The sequence below is a fragment of the Acinetobacter sp. YH12156 genome, from assembly GCF_013418235.1.
Classification (GTDB): Bacteria; Pseudomonadota; Gammaproteobacteria; order Pseudomonadales; family Moraxellaceae; genus Acinetobacter; species Acinetobacter pseudolwoffii.
Genome location: NZ_VPCL01000010.1, coordinates 158,313 through 178,426, shown reverse-complemented (window position 1 = coordinate 178,426; position 20,114 = coordinate 158,313). Strand labels below are relative to the sequence as shown.

The window sequence follows — 20,114 nt, the reverse complement described above, 5'->3', positions numbered from 1 at the left end:
TAAGCCTGCCGCCAGCGTTCAATCTGAGCCATGATCAAACTCTTCAGTTTAAAATCAGTAGTGCCTAAAGGACACCAATCTTGGCTCATCAATTTTCTGACAAATATTTCTCAAATAAACTTCGAGTAATTTCTACCATCAATCAATGAAAATAATTTCGATCGATCAACCAGTAAAAATCCACACAAGTTGTTCTTCATAATCTCTTAATGATCTTCTTGTTACTTCGTCAGTAGCAAGCTAGGTCGGCTATGTTACACTAAATTTTGTTAGTGTCAACAAGTAATTTAAATTATTTTAAACTTTCTCCTAAAACCCAATCTTAACACTCCGCGCTAAGTTGCTGTTTTATCAGAAGTTTTAATCTTCATCACTGCCGATGGATGTGCATTCTACAGCATTTCAGATCAGGTGCAACCCCTTTTTTAAAACTCTTTAAACAGCTGCTTGTTTAATAAGCCGATAAAATACTAAGTTTATGTTTTTTAAATAAAAAATAATTATATAAAAATTTATCTCTATAAACCATTTGAGCTAAAAACACATAAGATATTGATTTTTATTATTTTATAGAGAGTAATATCAAAAAAGCAGGATAAAAATCCTGCTTTTTGTCTAGAAGATCGTCAAATTAGAACGTCATACTGACTCTTGCCCAGTAATTACGCCCTGTATTATTAAATTGTTGCTTCGTTGCAAACCCATCACCAAAGCCAGCATTGCCTAATTTATTTAAATGTTCTGTATATGTTTTATTCAAAACATTATCCACACCAACGGCAAGATCAATATCTTTTGCCACATGATAGGTACCATTCAGAGATAAAATCGTAAAACCTGCACTTGGCTTGATATCAAAACCAACAATGTTGCCTTCATTTTCACTAATGCGGTTTTGCCCATCAACAACACGCCACAATAAGCCGAGATTATATTTCTCTTGAACATAACGGAGATTGACACGTGCTTCTAATGGGGAGATTTGAGCCAAGGGTGTATGGTCTGTGGTATTTTCACCCCAAGCATACATAAGACTCAGATCTGTATATAAGGCATCGGTAAACTGATAGCCTATACCAGCTTCAGCACCTGCAATATTGGCATCAACATTACGTGCATGGGCTTTTAAATTTTGGTCATATCTCGTCAAGATATAATCCTGAATAACACCTGCGTATATAGAAGCCCATGAACTTACTGCGCCATGTTGATGTTGATATCCCGCATCAAGTTGAAGTGTTTTTTCTATATCGACCTGATTAAACGTATTGTTGTTGCCATTACCACTGATTGGACTAAAAAGCTCCCAATAGTCTGGCATACGCTCAACATAGCCTAAACCAATATAAGTTTTTCCATCATCATGGTCGGCATGAGTATTTTCAAAACGAATAAATCCACTCGTCAATGTCTGATCTAATTCACGGTTATAACGCTGATCAATCGATTCTTGTCGCTCATCCTTAACGCTGACTTGATCAAAACGAAGACCTGACACCAAACGATTTTGCTCATTAAAATGATAATTCACTTCACCAAATGCACCGAATGATTGAAACTCCATGTCCGTTTCACGTGGTTTGTTCTTATAACTTTCATGCATGCCTTTACGAATGCTATGTTGGTTATTTTGTGTATCAGCACCTGTGATGAAATCAATATTGTCCCATTCATGTGTCACTGCAAAACGTGCATTTAAGCTTTTACGTGCCACATTGGTCGCCATTGGCATCTTCATACCGCCTGCTGGATTAAAATCGCGCAAACTAAAGTTATCCATGACATGGTCATTAAAATTATAGTTGACTTGGGCTTCTACTTTTTTAATCACATCTGTGACATTTTTCTTTTCAAAACGCAAACCTAAACTTTCACGGGCAAACTTCGAACCATCCATCCCACGTCCAGCGTAAACAGCCTCACCATCTGCTTTACCAGCGGTCAATTCAAACCATGTGTCTTCAGATGGCGTCCAACCCAAAGCGAGATCGGCATTCCAGCGCATCCAATCCGAAGGAACAACATCACCTTCCCCATCTTTATAACTATTTGCAGTAGAACGATTGGTATTTAGACGTATATATTTTTGCTCATCTCCAGCAGCCAATTCTAAATTGGTATCTACACGATCAAAAGAACCCAATAAAACAGTTGCCTGCCCACGATAGTTTTTCTCTGAGCTAAATACCTCAGGACGACGCTCAAAAATAACCGTTGCAGCCGAACCAGTATTGGCATATTGCACGGTTTGCGGCCCTTTGATCACCGTAATCTGGTCGTAACTTTCTGGGGAAATATATGAGGTGGGTGAGTCCATCCGACTTGGACAGGCCCCCAGGTTTTCAGTGCCATCGGTCAGGATTTTAATTCTTGAACCAAACATACCCCGGAAAGTCACATCACCATTGGTGCCGGCACCGCTATTCACTGCACTAAAACCGACAATACTTTGTAAATAGTCTGCACCATCTGATGCCGGAATCGGTTGAATCGGCTGTTTCGGATCAGCACGGACAATCAGTCCATTGGCATCATTACCTGCTGTAGAAGTCACCACAATCGGTGCCAAAGTTTGCACGGGCATCGTTTCATTTGCCATTGTGGCTGGTGAATAACAGATAACACAAATCGCAGCCGCAAGTGGCTGTAAAAAAAATTTAGGCTGAGCCATTTTTTTATCTCACTGAATACATAAATAAAGCATGGCTTGAGTCAATAACAACCCAAGCGGAAAAATGCAGATTTATGCAGGCAGTGGTGGTGCCCGTCCCTGAGGAATTAAGAAGAGCTGCTGAAGGACAAACCAGACATGCTTAAAGGTTTTCTGATAAGCAATCAAACGTACATGAATCCGGTCAAGTACCTGCTGGATCTCCAGGTCAGGCGGCAAGATCAGATTGGCATAGACGGTACAGTACTGGCATTGATGATTGGCATCATGATGGTCATGCTCAGCATGGTCGGATTGAACCTTGAAATGGGTATGTTCGCTTATACTATGCTGCGCATGCGGGTCTGTTGCTACAAAAAGTGCACGCGTGATGGTTTCGCAGACCGGAGCAACCTGATATTGCGTCGGTAACAAAGGCTGTAAAAATACAGCAATCTGTAGAAACACAGCTGCAAATGCAAATAGCAGCCCCGCGCGTAAAAACACAGGCCACTCCTAAAATATGCTCATGTCTATTATAACAAAGCCCAATCAGAATTGGGCTTTGTTGGATCATTAAAATAAATTAAAAAAATATCCTAGCGTTTAACTGCCACCTTGTCTTTATTACGCTGGCGTACCAGTTTTTCTACTTTTTCACGTGCACGTTGACGTTTTAATGGCGATAAATAATCAACAAATAATTTGCCACTTAAGTGATCCATTTCATGTTGAATACACACAGCGAGAAGTCCGTCAGCTTCGAGTTCAAATGCTTGACCTTCCAGATTAATTGCCTCGATTTTTACACGTGACGGACGGTCAACTTTATCGTATATTTGAGGAACTGATAGACAGCCTTCTTCGTAGGGCTGCGTTTCTTCAGTCAATGGTGTAATTTTGGGGTTAATAAACACCATCGGTTGATCTTTATTTTCAGACAGATCCATAACAATCAGCTGAATATGACGATCCACCTGAGTCGCGGCAAGTCCGATACCTGGTGCTTCATACATGGTTTCAAACATATCTGCAGCGAGCTGACGAATTTCATCAGTCACTTCTTCGACAGGTTGTGCAATGGTACGAAGACGGGGATCCGGGAAACTTAAAATAGGTAATAAGGCCATACTGCGTCCTCAATTATGCCATTGATCAAAAAACCAAATGAAGGGAATGCTTCATCAAAAAAATGTGTGTAAGATCGTTATTATAACGCAACTACGCACATAATTTTAGGAATTATGATAATGAAAAAGGTTTTGAAGGGCATGCCATTTTTTAGTGCCTTGGGGTTTAAAAATCAGATGCTGGCACTCGCTGTTTGTGTAGGTGTCAGTATGGGGACCATTCATTCTGCCGAGGCAGCACCTGCACGTAACGTCAATCCACCGGCATTAAAAGCCAGTGCACCCAATGTTTATGTGGTAAAAAAAGGTGACACCCTTTGGGACATCTCGAAACGCTTTCTGAAAAATCCGGTACGTTGGCCTGAAATCTGGGCCAGCAACAAGCACGTCAAAAATCCACACTGGATTTTTCCGGGTGACCGCCTGTTGATGTGTGATTATCAGGGCCGTCCGATTATTGGCAAAGATGAAGGTGATGGTTGTGACGGTATTATCAGCCGCTATCTGGGCAGCACCTCTCTGCAACCTCAGATTCGGGTTGAATCTTTAAACAATACCATTCCAGTGATTCCACTAGAACATATCAAACAGTGGCTAGAGCGCTATACCCTGATGGCGCCTGATTCAGTTCAAGGCACCCCATACATTCTTGGAACTGCAGATCAGCGCGTACTGGCGGGCAAAGGCCAGAAAGTCTATGTACGTGGTAACGGTCTGGTCGTTGGTCAACGCTATGCCGTTTATCGTGAAGCTGAGCCTTATGTATTTACCGATGCCAATGGCAAGAAATATACTGCTGCACTCGAGCTGCAACAGGTGGCATCTGCTATTGCAGTACGTAGTGAAGGTGAGGTAACCACACTGGAGCTGACTGACAGTTATAACGCGGAGGTGCGTCGCGGTGACCGCGTACTCGCTGAATACGACCCGATGTTACCGACGCTGTTCTACCCAACCAATGCAGAAAGTATTGTGCCTGGTGGTCAGATTGTGCGTGTATTGGGGTCGATTGGTACTGCAGCACGTCATAGTGTCGTCACCCTTGACCGTGGTACGGCACATGGCGTTCAGACAGGTCATGTCTTTAGCGTAAACCAGAAAGGTGAAGTGGTGACTGATCCGAAGACTAAAGAACGGGTGCAATTGCCAGGTGAGCGTATTGGTCAGGTCATGGTCTTTAAAGCCTTCGATCAATTGAGCTATGCCTATGTGCTGGATAGCGAGCTTCCAATTAAAGTGGGTGCCGGCATTCAGCCTCCTTTGTTAGAAGACTAAGGTTGCAAAGTGGGATGATGTTGATAGATCAGCATCATCTCAATTATTTTCATTCATACCAATAATAAGAAGACGCAAAAATAGGTCTCACTATGTTGAACAGATTGTCGACATCACAAATCAATGCCATCACGCTGTGGTATTTGGTGCAACATTCCCTCACCAGCTTTTATAAAATCAGTCGGCATTATGCAGATCTTGCGGATGCAGTCCATTGTTCTCAAATCGAGACCTGGCAAAAGCTCGGCCTTCATAAAAATCATATTCAACGCCTGAAAGACTTTCAAAGCAGCGAATCTCAAACCCATTTTCAGCACAGTCTAGAACAGATTCAGTTGCACAGTGATTTTGTGCTTTTGCATACAGATGCTGAATATCCACAACAACTGAGTCATTATGAGCATAAGCCGCCAATTCTGTTCGGGCAGGGACATGCAGATCAGTTACTCCAGCCACAAATTGCAATTGTTGGCAGTCGCAAGCCAAGTCCGCACGGACAGCAAGTCGCCTATGACTTTGCCTTTTATCTGAGTGAGCAAGGTTTTTATATTAATAGTGGCTTGGCACAAGGGATTGATGAAGCAGCACATCGGGCTGCGCTACAACATCGACGAACGATTGCAGTGATGGGTACAGGGATCGAACAGACCTATCCTGCTGTACATCAAGCACTACGTCAGCAAATGATTAACCACGGTGGTACAGTTATTACTGAGTTTTTACCTTTTACCCCACCCTTGCAGCAGCATTTTCCACGGCGCAACCGAATTGTCAGCGGCTTAAGTCTTGGGGTGATTGTGGCAGAAGCCGCGTTAAAAAGTGGTTCATTGCTTACGGCACAATGGGCAGCGGAACAAGGCAAGAACATATTTGCAATTCCGGGGCATATTTACAGTGAACATCATCAAGGTTGTCATCAACTGATTCGTGAAGGTGCGATTTTAATTGACCATCCACAGCAAGTGATTGAGGATTTAGCCCTAGCAACACAGTGGCAAGCGAATGCAAATCACTTCAAAAAAGATACTTATCCTGAGCAAGAGCGCGCTATCCCGCCCCATTTAATTCATCTTTATAATCAACTCGATTGGGTCGGACAGAGTCTGGATCAGCTCAGTTTTCATTTACAACAGGAAGTATCTTCCTTAACCAGTCAACTGATGGAACTTGAGCTGCTCGGCTTGAGTACTCAACAAGCGGGCATGTATCAGCGTTGTCGTCCACTGAAATAAAGTTCACAATAGGGCTTTGTTGTTTTGTATAAGGTATTCACATGATTACTACCTCTGTTGCTGAAGCAGCAGCATGTCTTAAAGACGGACAAGTCTTGGCATATCCTACAGAGGCTGTTTGGGGCTTAGGTTGCGACCCTTATAATGAACAGGCATTTCATCAGATTTTAAAATTGAAACAGCGCCCGATTGAAAAAGGGGTGATTCTATTGGCAGCGCATATTTCACAGGTGGAACATCTGCTGCAAGATTTAACTACAGAAATGCGTGAACAAGTGATTGAATCCTGGAGCAATGACAGACCCGCTGAACGCGCCATCACCTGGCTGCTTCCCGCGCATCAGGAGATTCCGGCCTGGATTAAGGGCGATCATCCCAAAGTGGCGGTTCGCGTTACCAACCATCCACTCTGTATGGCACTGTGTCAGGCCTTTGGCGGTTTTATTGTGTCTACCAGTGCCAATCCTGCAGGATTGGAACCGGCACGTTCACTGCAAGATGCGATTCGCTACTTTGATCAGAATCTGAATTATCTGAATGGTGACTTAGGGTTAAGCCAGCAACCGAGCCGGATTATTGACGCCGTCAGTGGGGCGATTATTCGCGACTAAGTTGGTTCTCAGTCGACTCAGATATTCAAGCTCGACTAAAGTTTTAAGACAAAAAAAAGCTCAACCATATAGGGATGGTTGAGCATAAAAAAGGATGTGCATAAATCACATCCAGAGGGTTCAGAAATCTCTGGGAGTTTGATAAAACAAGGAAAAATATGTTTAATCATTCTCGATGGACGCATTATGAGAGAAAATTAGTGCAACGACAAGTACAATAAAAAACTCAATTAATACATATTTTCTATTAATACTAGGCAACTTTTAACCAAAATTCAAACTATCTTGCTCTTTCTATTCCAGTTTTAAAATAAATTAAGATTTTTATATTTATTTTCACATTTAAAAATTGGGATTTAACAGGCTATTTCAATTAAAAAACCTTGATTGTTTGCTTAATATTTAAACAATTAATATCTTGATAAACTGTTCCTTAGCTTATCACTTTGCTCTTCCCGGATATTGTGCCCATATAATTCCCAGTAAAATGATACCGCCTCCAATACTGTGATACATGGTCCAGGCTTCACCTAACCAGAGATAGGCGACTATCGCGGTAAAAACCGGCATCAGATTCATAAAAATACTGCTACGATTTGGACCGAGTTGCTGTACCGCCATCATCCAAAAAAACGGGGCTAAAATAGAAGGAAAAATTCCGGCATAAACAATACTGGCTGCATTATGGCTATTGATACTGTCCAGACCGAAGTAAAGTACCAATGGAATATGATAGAGACAGGCCATAAAAATCTGGATATACAGACTCAGCAACAGTGGAATCTGAATCTGCCATTTTTTCAGCAAGACACCATAGCAGGCATAGAAAAATACTGCGATCAGCATCAGCAAATCACCGATATAACTGTCGCCCACCGTCAAGAAATGCAACCCCTGCCCTTGGGCCATGACATACAACAGCCCAATAAAAGACAGCAGACTCCCCAGTACCGCAGCCTGTGTCGGGCGAATTTTTAAGACGAAAATACCCACAATAATGGTAAAAATAGGAATAAAGGCATTGATCAGCCCCATATTGGTCGCAGTGGTAAAGTGTGCAGAGCTATAGGCCAATCCTTGATACAGCACCATCCCCAAGGCACTCAAAACTGCAAAGTGTCCAAGATGTGGGCGAATCTCTGGCCAGGCTGCTTTGACCTTGGGCAACAGAAATGGGCTTAAAATTAGCAGTGCCAGTACCCAGCGGTAAAAACTGATACTGATGGGAGAAATATAATCCGCCACATAACGTGTCACCGTCATGTTTAAGGACCAAATAAAAACTGCAGCCAATGGCAATACCATTGCCCACCAGACTGCTTTGTGCTGCTGTGTCATACCCTCATCCATGTGTCGCTTGTCTTGTTATTTAGCGATTGCTATTTGCGCACCCTAGCATAATAGATTTTTCACATGATATTCAGGCAATTTACCGATTTAAGCCTCCTGCCTCAGCAGCTGTTACTTGTATTGAATCTAAATACCCGTTAAAACAAAGACGATTCAGTCTGAATAAACAGGAAATCTAATGACTCGCTCTGTATATGACATTCCAGTCAAAACCATTCAAGGCCCAGAAACCACCTTAAACCAGTATCAGGGCAAGGTATTGCTTGTGGTGAACGTGGCATCGAAATGTGGTCTGACTCCGCAATATGAAGGTTTGCAAAAGCTGTATAAAGACAAAAAAACGCAAGGTCTGGAAATTCTGGGCTTCCCTGCCAATAACTTTCTGGAGCAGGAACCAGGTAGCGAAGCAGAGATTCAGGAATTCTGCTCTATCAATTATCAGGTTGACTTCCCGCTCTTTGCTAAAATTTCTGTGGCGGGCGAAGACAAGCATCCGCTCTATACCACGCTGACTCAAGCTGTACCAGAGCGGATCGGTGAAGGCCCGTGGTGGAAAGATCTGGTCGATTATGGCCTGACTCCAAACCAACCGCCTGAAGTGTTATGGAACTTTGAGAAATTTCTGATCAATAAGAATGGCGAAGTGGTTGCACGTTTTGCGCCTGACATTACTGCAGATGATCCGCGAATTGTGGATGCGGTAAATGCCGAACTGGCCAAATAATTGCTAATCGCAAAGTAAGTATGTATTTACCCAATAGATACTTACTTTGTAATTTAAACACAGCGAGTTAAATACATAATGATTCATATAAATCCTATCTATAAGTCGCCCTCAACTTTTATTTTTGGCTATAGTTCGTCGCCTGTTCATCAATCTAACAGGCCTAATCTGCAACGATCCTCGGTTAGATTAACAATACACTTGAAGCAATAAACCATTGAGTAAAAGCAAGCGTATTTTCTATATCAAATGCATTCTACGCGTATGAGAAACCCGTACTGGATCAAGTGAATAGGGAGAATGTAAGCATGCATATCCAGAACTCTCCGTTTCTTAACATCATTACAGCCCAAACAATTTATTGAGTTGAAAACGTGAGTTTTATCTTTATTTTTTAAGCATTTTTAATCGAAGACGGTCTGCGCTTCAGTAAATTTGTTATAACTTTGCAACAATCTTTTTTATCTCCATAGTTTGTCCCTATATTAAATCATGAAATATTTCCACCTGCACCGAGACCCTGATTCCATGTCCAAGATTCTTGCCAATGCCGTTCTTCCTTTTGCATTATTTAGCTCAGGGATTTTACTGATGGGATGTGAACAGGCAGTTGAAGCACCCACTGAGCAAGCGGAAACTCGTAGTTCCGATCTTGACACTGCCAGCCAGCCGCAAACTGGCGCTACCGCACCAACTGAGCTTAGATCGGGCAATATGTTTTATATGGTTCGTGATGTGGCTGACTTACAGCTGAAAGCAGGCAGTTATGTGGAACAGTTGAAGCAGACTCAGACTGAGCTACAAAGTGCAGTAGAAGCCAAGGATACTCAGCAACTGCAGTCCACCGCAACCCAGTTACAACAGCAACTCAACAGCTTTAATCAGGTACTCGGCAACCTGAACTTAAAAAGTCAGGAAATTGACCAGATCCGCAGCAATATCATGAGTGCCAATCAGCAAGTCTTGGCCTCACCGCTGTTGAATGGTGACATGGATTTAAGCCAGATCGACCTGAAAAAAATTGAATCGCAGATGGTCAATGTGCAAGCTGAAATGATCAAACTGGCGGGGCTGCTGATCCAGAATCCAGAGCAAAAATCAGACAGTACGACTGAACAGGAAAATACCTAAACCTTCATCTAAGGCGATAGATCGGAAAGCATCTTCCTCAATCGCCTTATCTGCTTTACACTGTGATTTATTATAAAAACTAATTTAAATTAAAAGCTTATATCTAATAAAATAATCAGGAGTTCAATCATGTCGAATTCAGTGCTGTATTCTGTTGTTCCGGTCGAATCCCGACTTGACCTGAAAGATCCCTTTATTTTTACTGTTCACCATCAGGATCATTATCCACAAGGCAATGCCCAATTAGGGCCTGTGACAGCGCCGTATCAGCATGAATATGACATGTATTATGGCGAGCAAATTCCCGGCTTTCCGGAGCATCCGCATACCGGTTTTGAAACCATTACCATTGTCGAGCGCGGTTATGTCGACCATTTTGACTCGCTCGGAAACTCGGGACGTTATGCCGCAGGTGATGTGCAATGGCTGACCACCGGCAATGGGGTACAGCACTGCGAAATGTTTCCCTTAGTTCATCAAGATCAGGATAATCCTCTGGAGCTGTTTCAAATCTGGCTGAATTCCTCACCGGAACAGAAAAAGCAGCCGGCCGATTATAAAATGTTGTGGCGTGAACAGATTCCGCATGTATTTTCAGCCAATGCAGCCGGACCTAAAGCGGATATTCGGGTCATTTCAGGGCAGTTTAAAGATACCGAAGCACTGGATCGTCCACCCCATTCTTGGGCAGCACCTGCTGAAAACAGGGTCAATATTTACCTGATCACACTTGCGCCTGAGGCAGAGCTGATTATTCCGGCAAGTACTGCGAGCGCGACGCGTTTTTGTTATTTCTACCAAGGCAAAAGTCTGGAGCTGGAAGGACAGAAAATACAGGTCAAGCATCTGATAGAACTCAAACCAGATCAGGATATTCATCTCAAAGGTGGTTTACTGGAATCACATATTTTATGGCTAGAAGGTGAACCGATTGGTGCACCCGTGGCGATGCGCGGGCCCTTTGTGTTAAATACTCCGCAGGAACTGGATGCTGCTTTTCGCCGTTATCGTGACACCCAGTTTGGTGCTTGGCCTTGGCCAAACGCTGAACCATCATTTCCACGAGAACGACCTCGTTTTGCCAGTTATGACGGTGGTCAACGCGAAGAATATCCAGAACAAAGAAGCCACTGAATAGTGGCTTCTTTGTCGAGTCAATATTTTATTTCTTCGGGCTTTTGACCACGACCAGTTTCTTTTGCACAAATTCTTTGAAACCATCAATCGAGAGTTCATGGCCATAACCGGAGTTCTTCATCCCGCCAAATGGTAATTCCGGCGTGGTATCGGTAAACCAGTTGATCCAGATCATGCCGGTTTCCACCCGTGACGCCAGTTGTTTAGCGCGCTCAATATCTTGCGCATGGATCACGCCGCCCAGACCATAATTAGAATCATTGGCAATTTCGACAATTTCATCATCATCTTTTGCGACATAAATTTGCGCCACCGGACCAAAGAATTCTTCATACCAGGCTTCATTTTCACGCGTGATATTTTCCAGAATGGTCGGTGCATAGAAATTGCCTTGATGTTCTACGGCTTTAGCACCCGTCACCACAGTTGCACCTTGCGCTACGGCTTTTTCGACTTGTTTGGTGAGCTTTTCTAAGGCATCTTTTGAAGACAGTGGCCCTAAGGTAGTTTCCGGATTAAGCGGATCACCCATCTTTAACTGTTCAAAGGCTTTGAGCATGCCAGCCTTGAATTGTTCAGCGATTTTTTCATGCAGGATAAAGCGTTTTGCCGCAGTACAGACTTGACCGGCATTATTGACGCGCGCCTGACAGCCTAATTTAATTGCGCGTTCCAGATCTGCATCATCCAATACGATAAATACATCATTCCCGCCCAGTTCCAGCGTTGATTTTTTAAGATGTTTTCCGGCCTGTTCAGCGACTGCACTGCCCGCACCTTCTGAACCTGTGAGTGCCACACCACGTACACGTTTATCGGCAATCACGTCTTTCACCTGATCGGAACTGATAAACAGATTGGTCCAGACGCCTTTGGGTGCGCCTGCATCCAAGACCAGTTGCTCAAAGGCTTCCGCACATTGTGGCACAATGCCAGCATGTTTTGCCAGAACCGGATTACCAATGGCACAGTTCGGTGCAAAGACCCGCATCAGTTGATAAAACGGGAAGTTCCACGGTTCAACTGCCATGATAATACCCAGCGGATGATGCTCGACCCACGCTTCACCCAGATCGGTTTCATAGGACACTGGCGCTAAAAATTCTTGGGCATGATCCGCATAGTATTCGGCAATTTTGGCACAGGTTTCAATTTCACCTTCACTTTGCTTGATCAGTTTTCCCATATCCTGGGTCATAAGCTTGGCCAGTTCAGCTTTTTGCGCTCGCATGTTGGTAGCCAATTTACGCAGTACTACAATACGGGTATCGACCTGCTGTGACCATTCTGACTTTAGGATTTTTTCTGCAGTATCGAGTGCTTGTTGAATATCTTGATCGCTATGCGTTGGGTAGTCTTTCAATTTTTGATTGGTAAATGGATTAATAGATTGATAAGCCATGGTTTTCCCTTTTTTCAATTATAAGTTTTGCCTGTTCTAAACTTCTATCGCATTCAGCTATAACAAGCGAAATCTGTTCGAATCATTTAACTTATCATTGATTTTTTTATGGCGTGTGCAGGTTTACAGATTGGTTCAAAACATTACTGAGAAAGGGTAAAAGTTATATCGAGTGGTACAAAATGAAATTTGGTTAGAACATACCAATTAAAGAGCTAATTTTTCTTAAGTTGGAGATTTGGATAGCTTATAACAACTAGAAATACCAAGTTTGGATGAAGGTGTTAATCGGATTTTTCAGGTGAAAACTATGGAAAATAGAAAGTTTAGTATCCTTTAATAATAAAAATAACAAACCCAATTTTCTAATCAAGCTAGGCTTTGTTGCACAAACCTAGCATCAAAAGCTTATTCAGCAATATAATTTCAAAATGAATAAGCCTGCCTCTAAAATCTACCGTACAACCAATTGGTCATCCTATAACCGAGCCTTAATTAACCGAGGTAATATTTCCATTTGGTTTGATCCAAAGACTCAGTGGTATGCACAATCACAAGGCAAGCAAGGTCGAAATCAAACCTACTCCGATACAGCGATTCAATGCTGCTTAATGATCAAATTACTATTCCGACTCTCTTTACGTATGGTCACAGGTTTTGTTCAAAGTCTGATTAAACTCTCTGGATTAGATTGGACAGCTCCGGATTATTCCACCCTTTGTCGTAGACAAAAGCATATTGATATTGCGATTAGCTATCAAAAAAGTAGTGATGGACTGCATCTACTCGTAGACTCTACTGGTTTGAAGTTTCTTGGTGAAGGTGAATGGAAACGCAAGAAACATGGGGCTGAATATCGTCGCCAATGGCGTAAGCTTCACATTGCTATAGATGCTAAAACCCTGCAAATACGTGCAGTACAACTCACCACAAATAATGTCAGTGATTCTCAAGTACTCGAAGATTTACTTGCTCAAATTCCCTTGGATGAACCAATTGATTCTGTTTATACAGATGGTGCTTATGACACAAAGCACTGCCGACAAGTCATTTTAGATCGAGATGCACATGCGATCATTCCACCTAGAAAGAATGCAAAGCCTTGGAAGGATCAGCAAGCGAGGTCTATAGAGCGGAACGAATTATTAAAGACAGTCAAACGGCTAGGCAGATCGCTTTGGAAAAAGTGGTCTGGTTATCACCGTCGAAGTTTGGTTGAAACCAAGATGCATTGCATCAAATTATTAGGCGATAAATTAACAGCGCGGAGTTTTCCAAGTCAGGTGAATGAGATCCATGCACGCATGGCAGTCTTGAATAAATTCACAGAATTAGGTCGCCCTCATACCCAAGTTGTCTCTTAAATTTGAGTAGCTTAAGGGAACTCAGCCTTTCAAACCTTTATGCAACAAAGCCATCAAGCTAAAGTTTCTTCATCATCTTCTGGAGAATTTGGATTATGGACTTTTTTTACTAATAAACCATCTTCAGGCTTTACAGTTAAAAGAGTATGTATTCTCTTTAATATCATAAGTATATTTAGTGCTGTTAATATCAATAAAGCAGTTGTTATAGGATTAAATAGCCATTTAGAAAGATTTTCATTCATTTTTGATGGCTCTGTATAGCTCAAAAATTGTGACAAAACTAAACAAGCTAAAACTAATACTAATGAACAGATAATTGAAAAAGAGATATTGGAATACAACTCACTAAGGAGTCGCTTTCTCTTTTTAAACAAAGGGATAGTACTCTTATTACTATTCCAAATTTCAGCTTTTTCATCCAACTTAGTTTCCTGATCAAAAATCAGTACAAGTAACGAAAGCAAAAGTGCAGTAAATATCGAACCGAAACTAACCAACAATGATAATGTATCTTTTGCAAGACGTATATCAAGTAATAATGCACCTATTACTATAACAATAGGTAACCCAAAAAAACTAAACATATCCCTTTTAGTCAAGGTTTTAAGGTGCTCGGTGCAAATATTTAAAACACTAATTTTTTTACTCATTTAGTATAATTCCTTAAGGGGTTATCTCTGAAGAGAATTCTTCAGCCACCTCGAATGCCCATTTTTTGAGTTCATCAAATTCAGGGGTAGGGTTTTCTAATAATTCTTCTGGAGCCTCAATTTCACAAAGAATATTTGATACTCCATTCCCAATTCTAAATGTTCTTCTCTTCCCATTTAGTTCAAATACCGTTTTCACTTCTTTGCAATGCTCAGATAAAATTTCGACAGCTAACAGCTTTTTTGACGGCTTATCTTTTTTCTTTTTTGAGGTTAATTCAGCTAAAGTACCAAAATTCCCCCCTCTTATGGGTGGCTTAACTGTTAAGGTAAATGCATTGTTCTCCTCATAGCCTAAATCCGTAATAGTATCTGCAATATCATCTTGAGCAATAAACTTATTTAATCTGATTTCTTTCGCAACAGCTTTACTCCATTTCTTTAATGAAGTCTCATCAGACAAAGGTGTCATACTCACGAAGCAATCTAATTGAGGTCTCGTAAATGCAACAATTTCATCATGAAAGGTGGTTTTAACACCATTTCCATTAAAATTATGCAATAAAACCAAACCATGTCTCGATAATAAAGGTAATTTTATATAAAAAAAATGTTTAGTAATTTCGGCATTATCCAGCCTCCTTTTGAATTCAATATCTGAACTATTAATATCAATAATATCTTTTTCTAGACCATACTCCCCTTCCAAAAACCAGCCATATATAAATCTATTAGAATTACTAGCTTTGACATCATAAAATTTATAGACTTTCCTTCTTTTATCATCTTCAACTTTATAAAATTTATCATTATGAGTAGTAATGAATTTCTTCAATAGATCAAATAAATCTAACCCATTAATGTCATTCAACAAGCTATTGAAACCTTTTTTGATTTTTCCTTTATCATTGACTTCCAATGTCGGATTATATACTCGTAATAAATAAGGACTTATTGTGTTCATTTCTGTCTATAAAAATTCTATAAATTTTTCAAACTTAGAATAATTTACAACACATAAAAAAACCACCCTTTCGGGTGGTTTCTTCAATCTCAAACCGTCTCTTATTGAGCGCGGTTTTTGATTTTGCGGATCGTTTCCAGCTGTGCAGCAGTTTCTGCAAGAGCAGCCAATGCAGCAGCAGAATCCAAATCGCTCTTTTGATTGGCAAGCAATTGTTCAGCGTGTTTACGCGCTTCAATAATTGCCGCTTCATCCAAGTTGTCGGCACGGATTGCAGTATCTGCAAGAACCGTAACAACATGCGGTTGAACTTCTAGAACACCACCAGATACATAGATCAACTCTTCTGTACCGTTTTCCAAAATAACGCGGATCGCGCCAGGTTGGAGCAAAGTTACTAGCGGAGCGTGACCAGGCATAATACCTAACTCACCGCCAGCACCTTTAGCAATTAGCATAGTTACAGTGCCTGAGTACAAAGACTCTTGAACACTTACAACGTCACATTGCATAGTCGCCATGAGAATCTCCTAAATTAGGGAACTAATTAAAGTTTCTCAGCTTTAGCAATCACTTCGTCAATACCACCAACCATGTAGAACGCTTGTTCTGGGATGTGATCGTATTCACCAGCTAGAAGACCTTTAAAGCCACGAATCGTTTCTTTAAGAGATACTAATTTACCAGGAGCACCAGTAAATACTTCAGCTACGTGGAACGGTTGAGAGAAGAAACGCTGGATTTTACGCGCACGGTAAACAACCAGTTTATCTTCTTCAGCAAGCTCGTCCATACCAAGAATCGCGATGATGTCTTTAAGCTCTTTATAACGTTGCAATACGTTCTGTACAGAACGTGCAATTTCATAATGCTCTTGACCAACAACTAACGGATCTAATTGGCGTGAAGTTGAGTCTAGTGGATCGATCGCTGGGTAAATACCAGAAGATGCGATGTCACGGCTCAATACAACAGTTGCGTCTAAGTGAGCAAACGTTGTAGCAGGCGATGGATCTGTCAAGTCATCGGCAGGTACGTATACCGCTTGGATTGACGTAATAGAACCAGACTTAGTCGATGTAATACGTTCTTGAAGAACACCCATCTCTTCTGCAAGTGTAGGCTGGTAACCTACTGCAGATGGCATACGACCTAGAAGTGCTGATACTTCAGTACCCGCTAGTGTATAACGATAAATGTTATCTACGAACAATAGTACGTCACGGCCTTTACCGTTTTCGTCTTTCTCGTCACGGAAATATTCAGCCATAGTAAGACCAGTCAACGCTACGCGTAAACGGTTACCTGGTGGCTCGTTCATCTGACCGTAGACCATTGCTACTTTGTCTAGAACGTTAGAATCTTTCATTTCGTGATAGAAGTCATTACCTTCACGAGTACGCTCACCAACACCAGCAAACACAGATAAACCTGAGTGAGCTTTCGCGATGTTGTTGATCAATTCCATCATGTTTACAGTTTTACCAACACCGGCACCACCGAACAGACCAACTTTACCACCTTTAGCGAACGGGCATAGCAAGTCGATGACTTTAATACCAGTTTCTAAAAGGTCAGTAGAAGCTGCTTGTTCTGCATAAGAAGGTGCAGAGCGGTGAATTGGTAAACGCGCTTCAGTCGCAACAGGACCAGCTTCGTCGATCGGGCGACCAAGAACGTCCATGATACGGCCTAGAGTCGCTGTACCTACAGGTACAGAAATCGGCGCACCAGTGTTAACTACGTTCAAACCACGCTTAAGGCCTTCAGTAGAACCCATTGCAATAGTACGAACTACGCCATCACCAAGCTGTTGCTGAACTTCTAAAGTAGTTTCAGTACCATCTACTTGGAGAGCGTCATAGATCTTAGGAACGCTGTTGCGTTCAAACTCGACGTCGATAACCGCGCCGATGATCTGAATGATACGACCGCTATTCATTGCTGTCTCCTCAATTCAAAATAATGTTAAACGGCAGCGGCACCACCAACGATCTCAGAAATTTCCTGAGTAATCGCGGCTTGACGCAGCTTGTTATAAATAAGTTGCAGGCTCTTAATGATCTCACCTGCGTTGTCTGTCGCTGCTTTCATAGCGACCATACGTGCAGACTGCTCACATGCGATGTTTTCAATCACACCTTGATACACCACAGACTCGATATAGCGAACCAACAAGCCATTTAAAAGCTCTTCAGCTTCAGGCTCGTAGATATAATCCCAACCGTATTGACGGTTAAGAGTCTTGTCTTCTTCAGCAGCAGCCAAAGGAACAAGTTGTTCGATCTTTTGATTTTGAGTCATGGCATTGACAAAGCCGTTTGACACTAGATAAATACGATCTAACTCGCCTTTATCATAAGCATCCAACATCACCTGTACAGAACCAGATAACTGCTCAAGACTCGGAGTATCACCGACTTGCGTCGTCGCCCCAAGCACTTTACCGCCGTAGTTTTTAAAAAACGAAACCGCTTTTTGACCAATTAAAGCAAATTGAACTTCAATTGACTGCTCTTGTTGCTGTTGAACGTGTTTTACCACTTTCTTGAACAGGTTAATGTTCAAACCACCAGCAAGGCCGCGATCTGAAGACACAATGATATAGCCAACGCGCTTAACCGGGCGTTCAACCATATAACGGTGTTTGTATTCAGGGTTCGCTTGGACCAAATGAGCAATTACACGGTGCATATTTTCGGCATACGGACGGCCTTGAGCCATGCGCTCTTGCGCACGACGCATCTTAGAAGCTGCTACCATTTGCATCGCTCGAGTAATCTTTTGCGTGCTCTTGATACTAGCTACTTTGGCGCGAATTTCTTTTAAATTTGCCATACGCTTAACCTAGTATTCGAAAGCCCTTGCGAGCTTCCGAAGGTTGATTCCGTGAACCAAACCAACACTAATCTAGCAAGTTGCTAAATTAGTAAGTTTGAGTCGCTTTAAAGCTTTCAATACCTGCTTTGATTGCAGCTTCGATGTCTTTGTTGTAATCACCAGAGGCATCGATTTGTTGCATTAACGCAGCATGTTCTGAACGGAAGTAAGAAATTAACGCAGCATCAAAGTCTACGATTTTCTTAACGTCTACGTCAGCCATGTAGCCTTCGTTAGATGCATAAATTGAAACAGCCTGGTCAGCAATTGAGTATGGAGCATATTGTTTTTGCTTCATTAACTCAGTTACACGTTGACCATGTTCAAGTTGCTTACGAGTTGCTTCGTCAAGATCAGAAGCGAACTGAGCAAATGCTGCCAATTCACGGTATTGCGCCAAAGCAGTACGGATACCACCAGACAATTTCTTGATGATCTTGGTTTGCGCTGAACCACCAACACGAGATACAGAGATACCCGCGTTCACAGCAGGACGAATACCTGCGTTGAATAATGATGTTTCAAGGAAGATCTGACCATCAGTAATCGAAATTACGTTGGTTGGTACGAATGCAGATACGTCACCCGCTTGAGTTTCAATAATCGGCAATGCAGTTAATGAACCAGTTTGGCCTTTAACTTCACCGTTAGTGAATTTCTCAACGTAGTCAGCAGATACACGAGAAGCACGTTCAAGTAGACGCGAGTGTAGATAGAACACGTCACCTGGATAAGCTTCACGACCTGGTGGACGGCGTAAAAGCAATGAAATTTGACGATACGCAACAGCTTGCTTAGACAAGTCATCATAAATGATTAACGCATCTTCACCACGGTCACGGTAGTATTCACCCATTGTACAGCCAGAGTACGGAGCCAAATACAGCATTGCTGCTGGATCAGATGCACCTGCTGCGACAACAGTGGTGTACGCCATAGCGCCAGTTTCTTCCAGCTTGCGTACTACGTTAGCGATAGTCGATTGTTTTTGACCAATTGCTACGTATACACATTTAATGCCAGAGTTTTTCTGAGCGATGATCGCGTCGATCGCCATTGCTGTTTTACCAGTTTGACGGTCACCAATGATCAACTCACGCTGACCACGGCCTACAGGGATCATTGTATCTACTGATTTATAACCAGTTTGTACAGGTTGATCCACTGACTGACGCCAAATTACGCCTGGTGCTACTTTTTCAACAGCATCAGTTAATTTAGCATCGATCGGGCCTTTACCATCAATCGGGTTACCCAAAGCATCGACTACACGGCCTAAAAGTTCTGGACCAACCGGAACTTCTAATACACGACCTGTGCAACGCGCTTTTTGACCTTCTTGAAGGCTTAAGTAGTTACCTAAAACAACGACGCCCACTGAATCCTGTTCTAGGTTCAGTGCCATACCATAAAGGCCGCCGTCGAATTCGATCATTTCACCGTACATTGCATCAGCAAGGCCGTGAATACGCACAATACCGTCGGAAACCATAACAATGGTCCCTTCGTTCTTAGCGGTTGCGCTGGTGTCCAGATCGCCGATACGCTGTTTAATGAGCGCACTGATCTCGGATGGATTCAGTTGTTGCATTGCGCTATACCTCAATCTTT

The 20,114-nt window shown here is 42.2% G+C and carries 18 protein-coding genes; 7 read left to right on the top strand and 11 right to left on the bottom strand.

Annotation, left to right across the window (positions count from 1 at the left end):
- Positions 1-631: 631 nt before the first annotated feature.
- The 3 genes from FTU87_RS09900 to def form a co-directional block, all read right to left on the bottom strand.
- Positions 632-2,671, bottom strand: a complete 2,040-nt coding sequence (locus FTU87_RS09900) for a TonB-dependent copper receptor (RefSeq protein WP_180041307.1) — start codon at positions 2,669-2,671, stop codon at positions 632-634.
- Positions 2,672-2,743: 72 nt separating this feature from the next.
- Positions 2,744-3,157 (bottom strand): DUF2946 family protein, encoded by a 414-nt coding sequence (locus FTU87_RS09895; RefSeq protein WP_180097199.1) that lies wholly within the window; start codon positions 3,155-3,157, stop codon positions 2,744-2,746.
- A 92-nt stretch (positions 3,158-3,249) separates the two neighbouring features.
- On the bottom strand, positions 3,250-3,780 hold the full coding sequence (gene def, locus FTU87_RS09890) for a peptide deformylase (RefSeq protein ID WP_180097197.1): 531 nt from the start codon (positions 3,778-3,780) through the stop codon (positions 3,250-3,252).
- Positions 3,781-3,900: 120 nt separating this feature from the next.
- Here def and FTU87_RS09885 point away from each other — a divergent pair, with 120 nt between their 5' ends.
- The 3 genes from FTU87_RS09885 to FTU87_RS09875 all read left to right on the top strand — a co-directional run bounded on the left by FTU87_RS09885 (position 3,901) and on the right by FTU87_RS09875 (position 6,898).
- A complete protein-coding gene (locus tag FTU87_RS09885; RefSeq protein ID WP_180097195.1) occupies positions 3,901-5,055 on the top strand; it encodes a LysM peptidoglycan-binding domain-containing protein in 1,155 nt (384 codons plus the stop codon).
- A 92-nt stretch (positions 5,056-5,147) separates the two neighbouring features.
- Entirely contained in the window at positions 5,148-6,287 is a 1,140-nt protein-coding gene (gene dprA, locus FTU87_RS09880) for a DNA-processing protein DprA (RefSeq protein WP_180097193.1), read from the top strand.
- Between the two features lie 41 nt (positions 6,288-6,328).
- Positions 6,329-6,898, top strand: a complete 570-nt coding sequence (locus tag FTU87_RS09875; protein WP_074383691.1) for an L-threonylcarbamoyladenylate synthase — start codon at positions 6,329-6,331, stop codon at positions 6,896-6,898.
- Between the two features lie 441 nt (positions 6,899-7,339).
- Here FTU87_RS09875 and FTU87_RS09870 read toward each other — a convergent pair whose 3' ends face one another.
- Positions 7,340-8,236, bottom strand: coding sequence for a DMT family transporter (locus tag FTU87_RS09870; protein ID WP_180097191.1), 897 nt, complete (start codon positions 8,234-8,236; stop codon positions 7,340-7,342).
- Positions 8,237-8,426: 190 nt separating this feature from the next.
- Between FTU87_RS09870 and FTU87_RS09865 the strand changes: the two genes are divergently transcribed.
- The 3 genes from FTU87_RS09865 (at position 8,427) to FTU87_RS09855 (ending at position 11,237) form a co-directional block, all read left to right on the top strand.
- Positions 8,427-8,972: a glutathione peroxidase gene (locus FTU87_RS09865; protein WP_100358032.1), complete on the top strand. Its 546-nt coding sequence runs from the start codon at positions 8,427-8,429 to the stop codon at positions 8,970-8,972.
- A 528-nt stretch (positions 8,973-9,500) separates the two neighbouring features.
- Positions 9,501-10,103, top strand: a complete 603-nt coding sequence (locus FTU87_RS09860; protein ID WP_005173841.1) for a hypothetical protein — start codon at positions 9,501-9,503, stop codon at positions 10,101-10,103.
- A 129-nt stretch (positions 10,104-10,232) separates the two neighbouring features.
- Positions 10,233-11,237, top strand: a complete 1,005-nt coding sequence (locus FTU87_RS09855) for a pirin family protein (protein WP_180097189.1) — start codon at positions 10,233-10,235, stop codon at positions 11,235-11,237.
- 28 nt (positions 11,238-11,265) lie between these two features.
- Here FTU87_RS09855 and FTU87_RS09850 read toward each other — a convergent pair whose 3' ends face one another.
- Positions 11,266-12,642 (bottom strand): NAD-dependent succinate-semialdehyde dehydrogenase, encoded by a 1,377-nt coding sequence (locus FTU87_RS09850; RefSeq protein ID WP_180097187.1) that lies wholly within the window; start codon positions 12,640-12,642, stop codon positions 11,266-11,268.
- A 431-nt stretch (positions 12,643-13,073) separates the two neighbouring features.
- Between FTU87_RS09850 and FTU87_RS09845 the strand changes: the two genes are divergently transcribed.
- Positions 13,074-14,006 (top strand): IS5 family transposase, encoded by a 933-nt coding sequence (locus FTU87_RS09845; RefSeq protein ID WP_005103080.1) that lies wholly within the window; start codon positions 13,074-13,076, stop codon positions 14,004-14,006.
- 53 nt (positions 14,007-14,059) lie between these two features.
- On the opposite strand, the gene FTU87_RS09840 is transcribed toward FTU87_RS09845, so the two are convergent.
- The 6 genes from FTU87_RS09840 to atpA all read right to left on the bottom strand — a co-directional run bounded on the left by FTU87_RS09840 (position 14,060) and on the right by atpA (position 20,094).
- Positions 14,060-14,659, bottom strand: a complete 600-nt coding sequence (locus FTU87_RS09840; RefSeq protein ID WP_180097185.1) for a hypothetical protein — start codon at positions 14,657-14,659, stop codon at positions 14,060-14,062.
- Positions 14,660-14,672: 13 nt separating this feature from the next.
- Positions 14,673-15,623, bottom strand: a complete 951-nt coding sequence (locus FTU87_RS09835) for a hypothetical protein (protein WP_180097183.1) — start codon at positions 15,621-15,623, stop codon at positions 14,673-14,675.
- Between the two features lie 101 nt (positions 15,624-15,724).
- On the bottom strand, positions 15,725-16,144 hold the full coding sequence (locus tag FTU87_RS09830; RefSeq protein WP_005094544.1) for a F0F1 ATP synthase subunit epsilon: 420 nt from the start codon (positions 16,142-16,144) through the stop codon (positions 15,725-15,727).
- A 26-nt stretch (positions 16,145-16,170) separates the two neighbouring features.
- Positions 16,171-17,565 (bottom strand): F0F1 ATP synthase subunit beta, encoded by a 1,395-nt coding sequence (atpD, locus tag FTU87_RS09825; RefSeq protein ID WP_004280997.1) that lies wholly within the window; start codon positions 17,563-17,565, stop codon positions 16,171-16,173.
- Between the two features lie 26 nt (positions 17,566-17,591).
- On the bottom strand, positions 17,592-18,461 hold the full coding sequence (atpG, locus tag FTU87_RS09820; protein WP_004280996.1) for a F0F1 ATP synthase subunit gamma: 870 nt from the start codon (positions 18,459-18,461) through the stop codon (positions 17,592-17,594).
- A gap of 88 nt (positions 18,462-18,549) precedes the next feature.
- A complete protein-coding gene (gene atpA / locus FTU87_RS09815) occupies positions 18,550-20,094 on the bottom strand; it encodes a F0F1 ATP synthase subunit alpha (protein ID WP_074383695.1) in 1,545 nt (514 codons plus the stop codon).
- Positions 20,095-20,114: the final 20 nt, after the last annotated feature.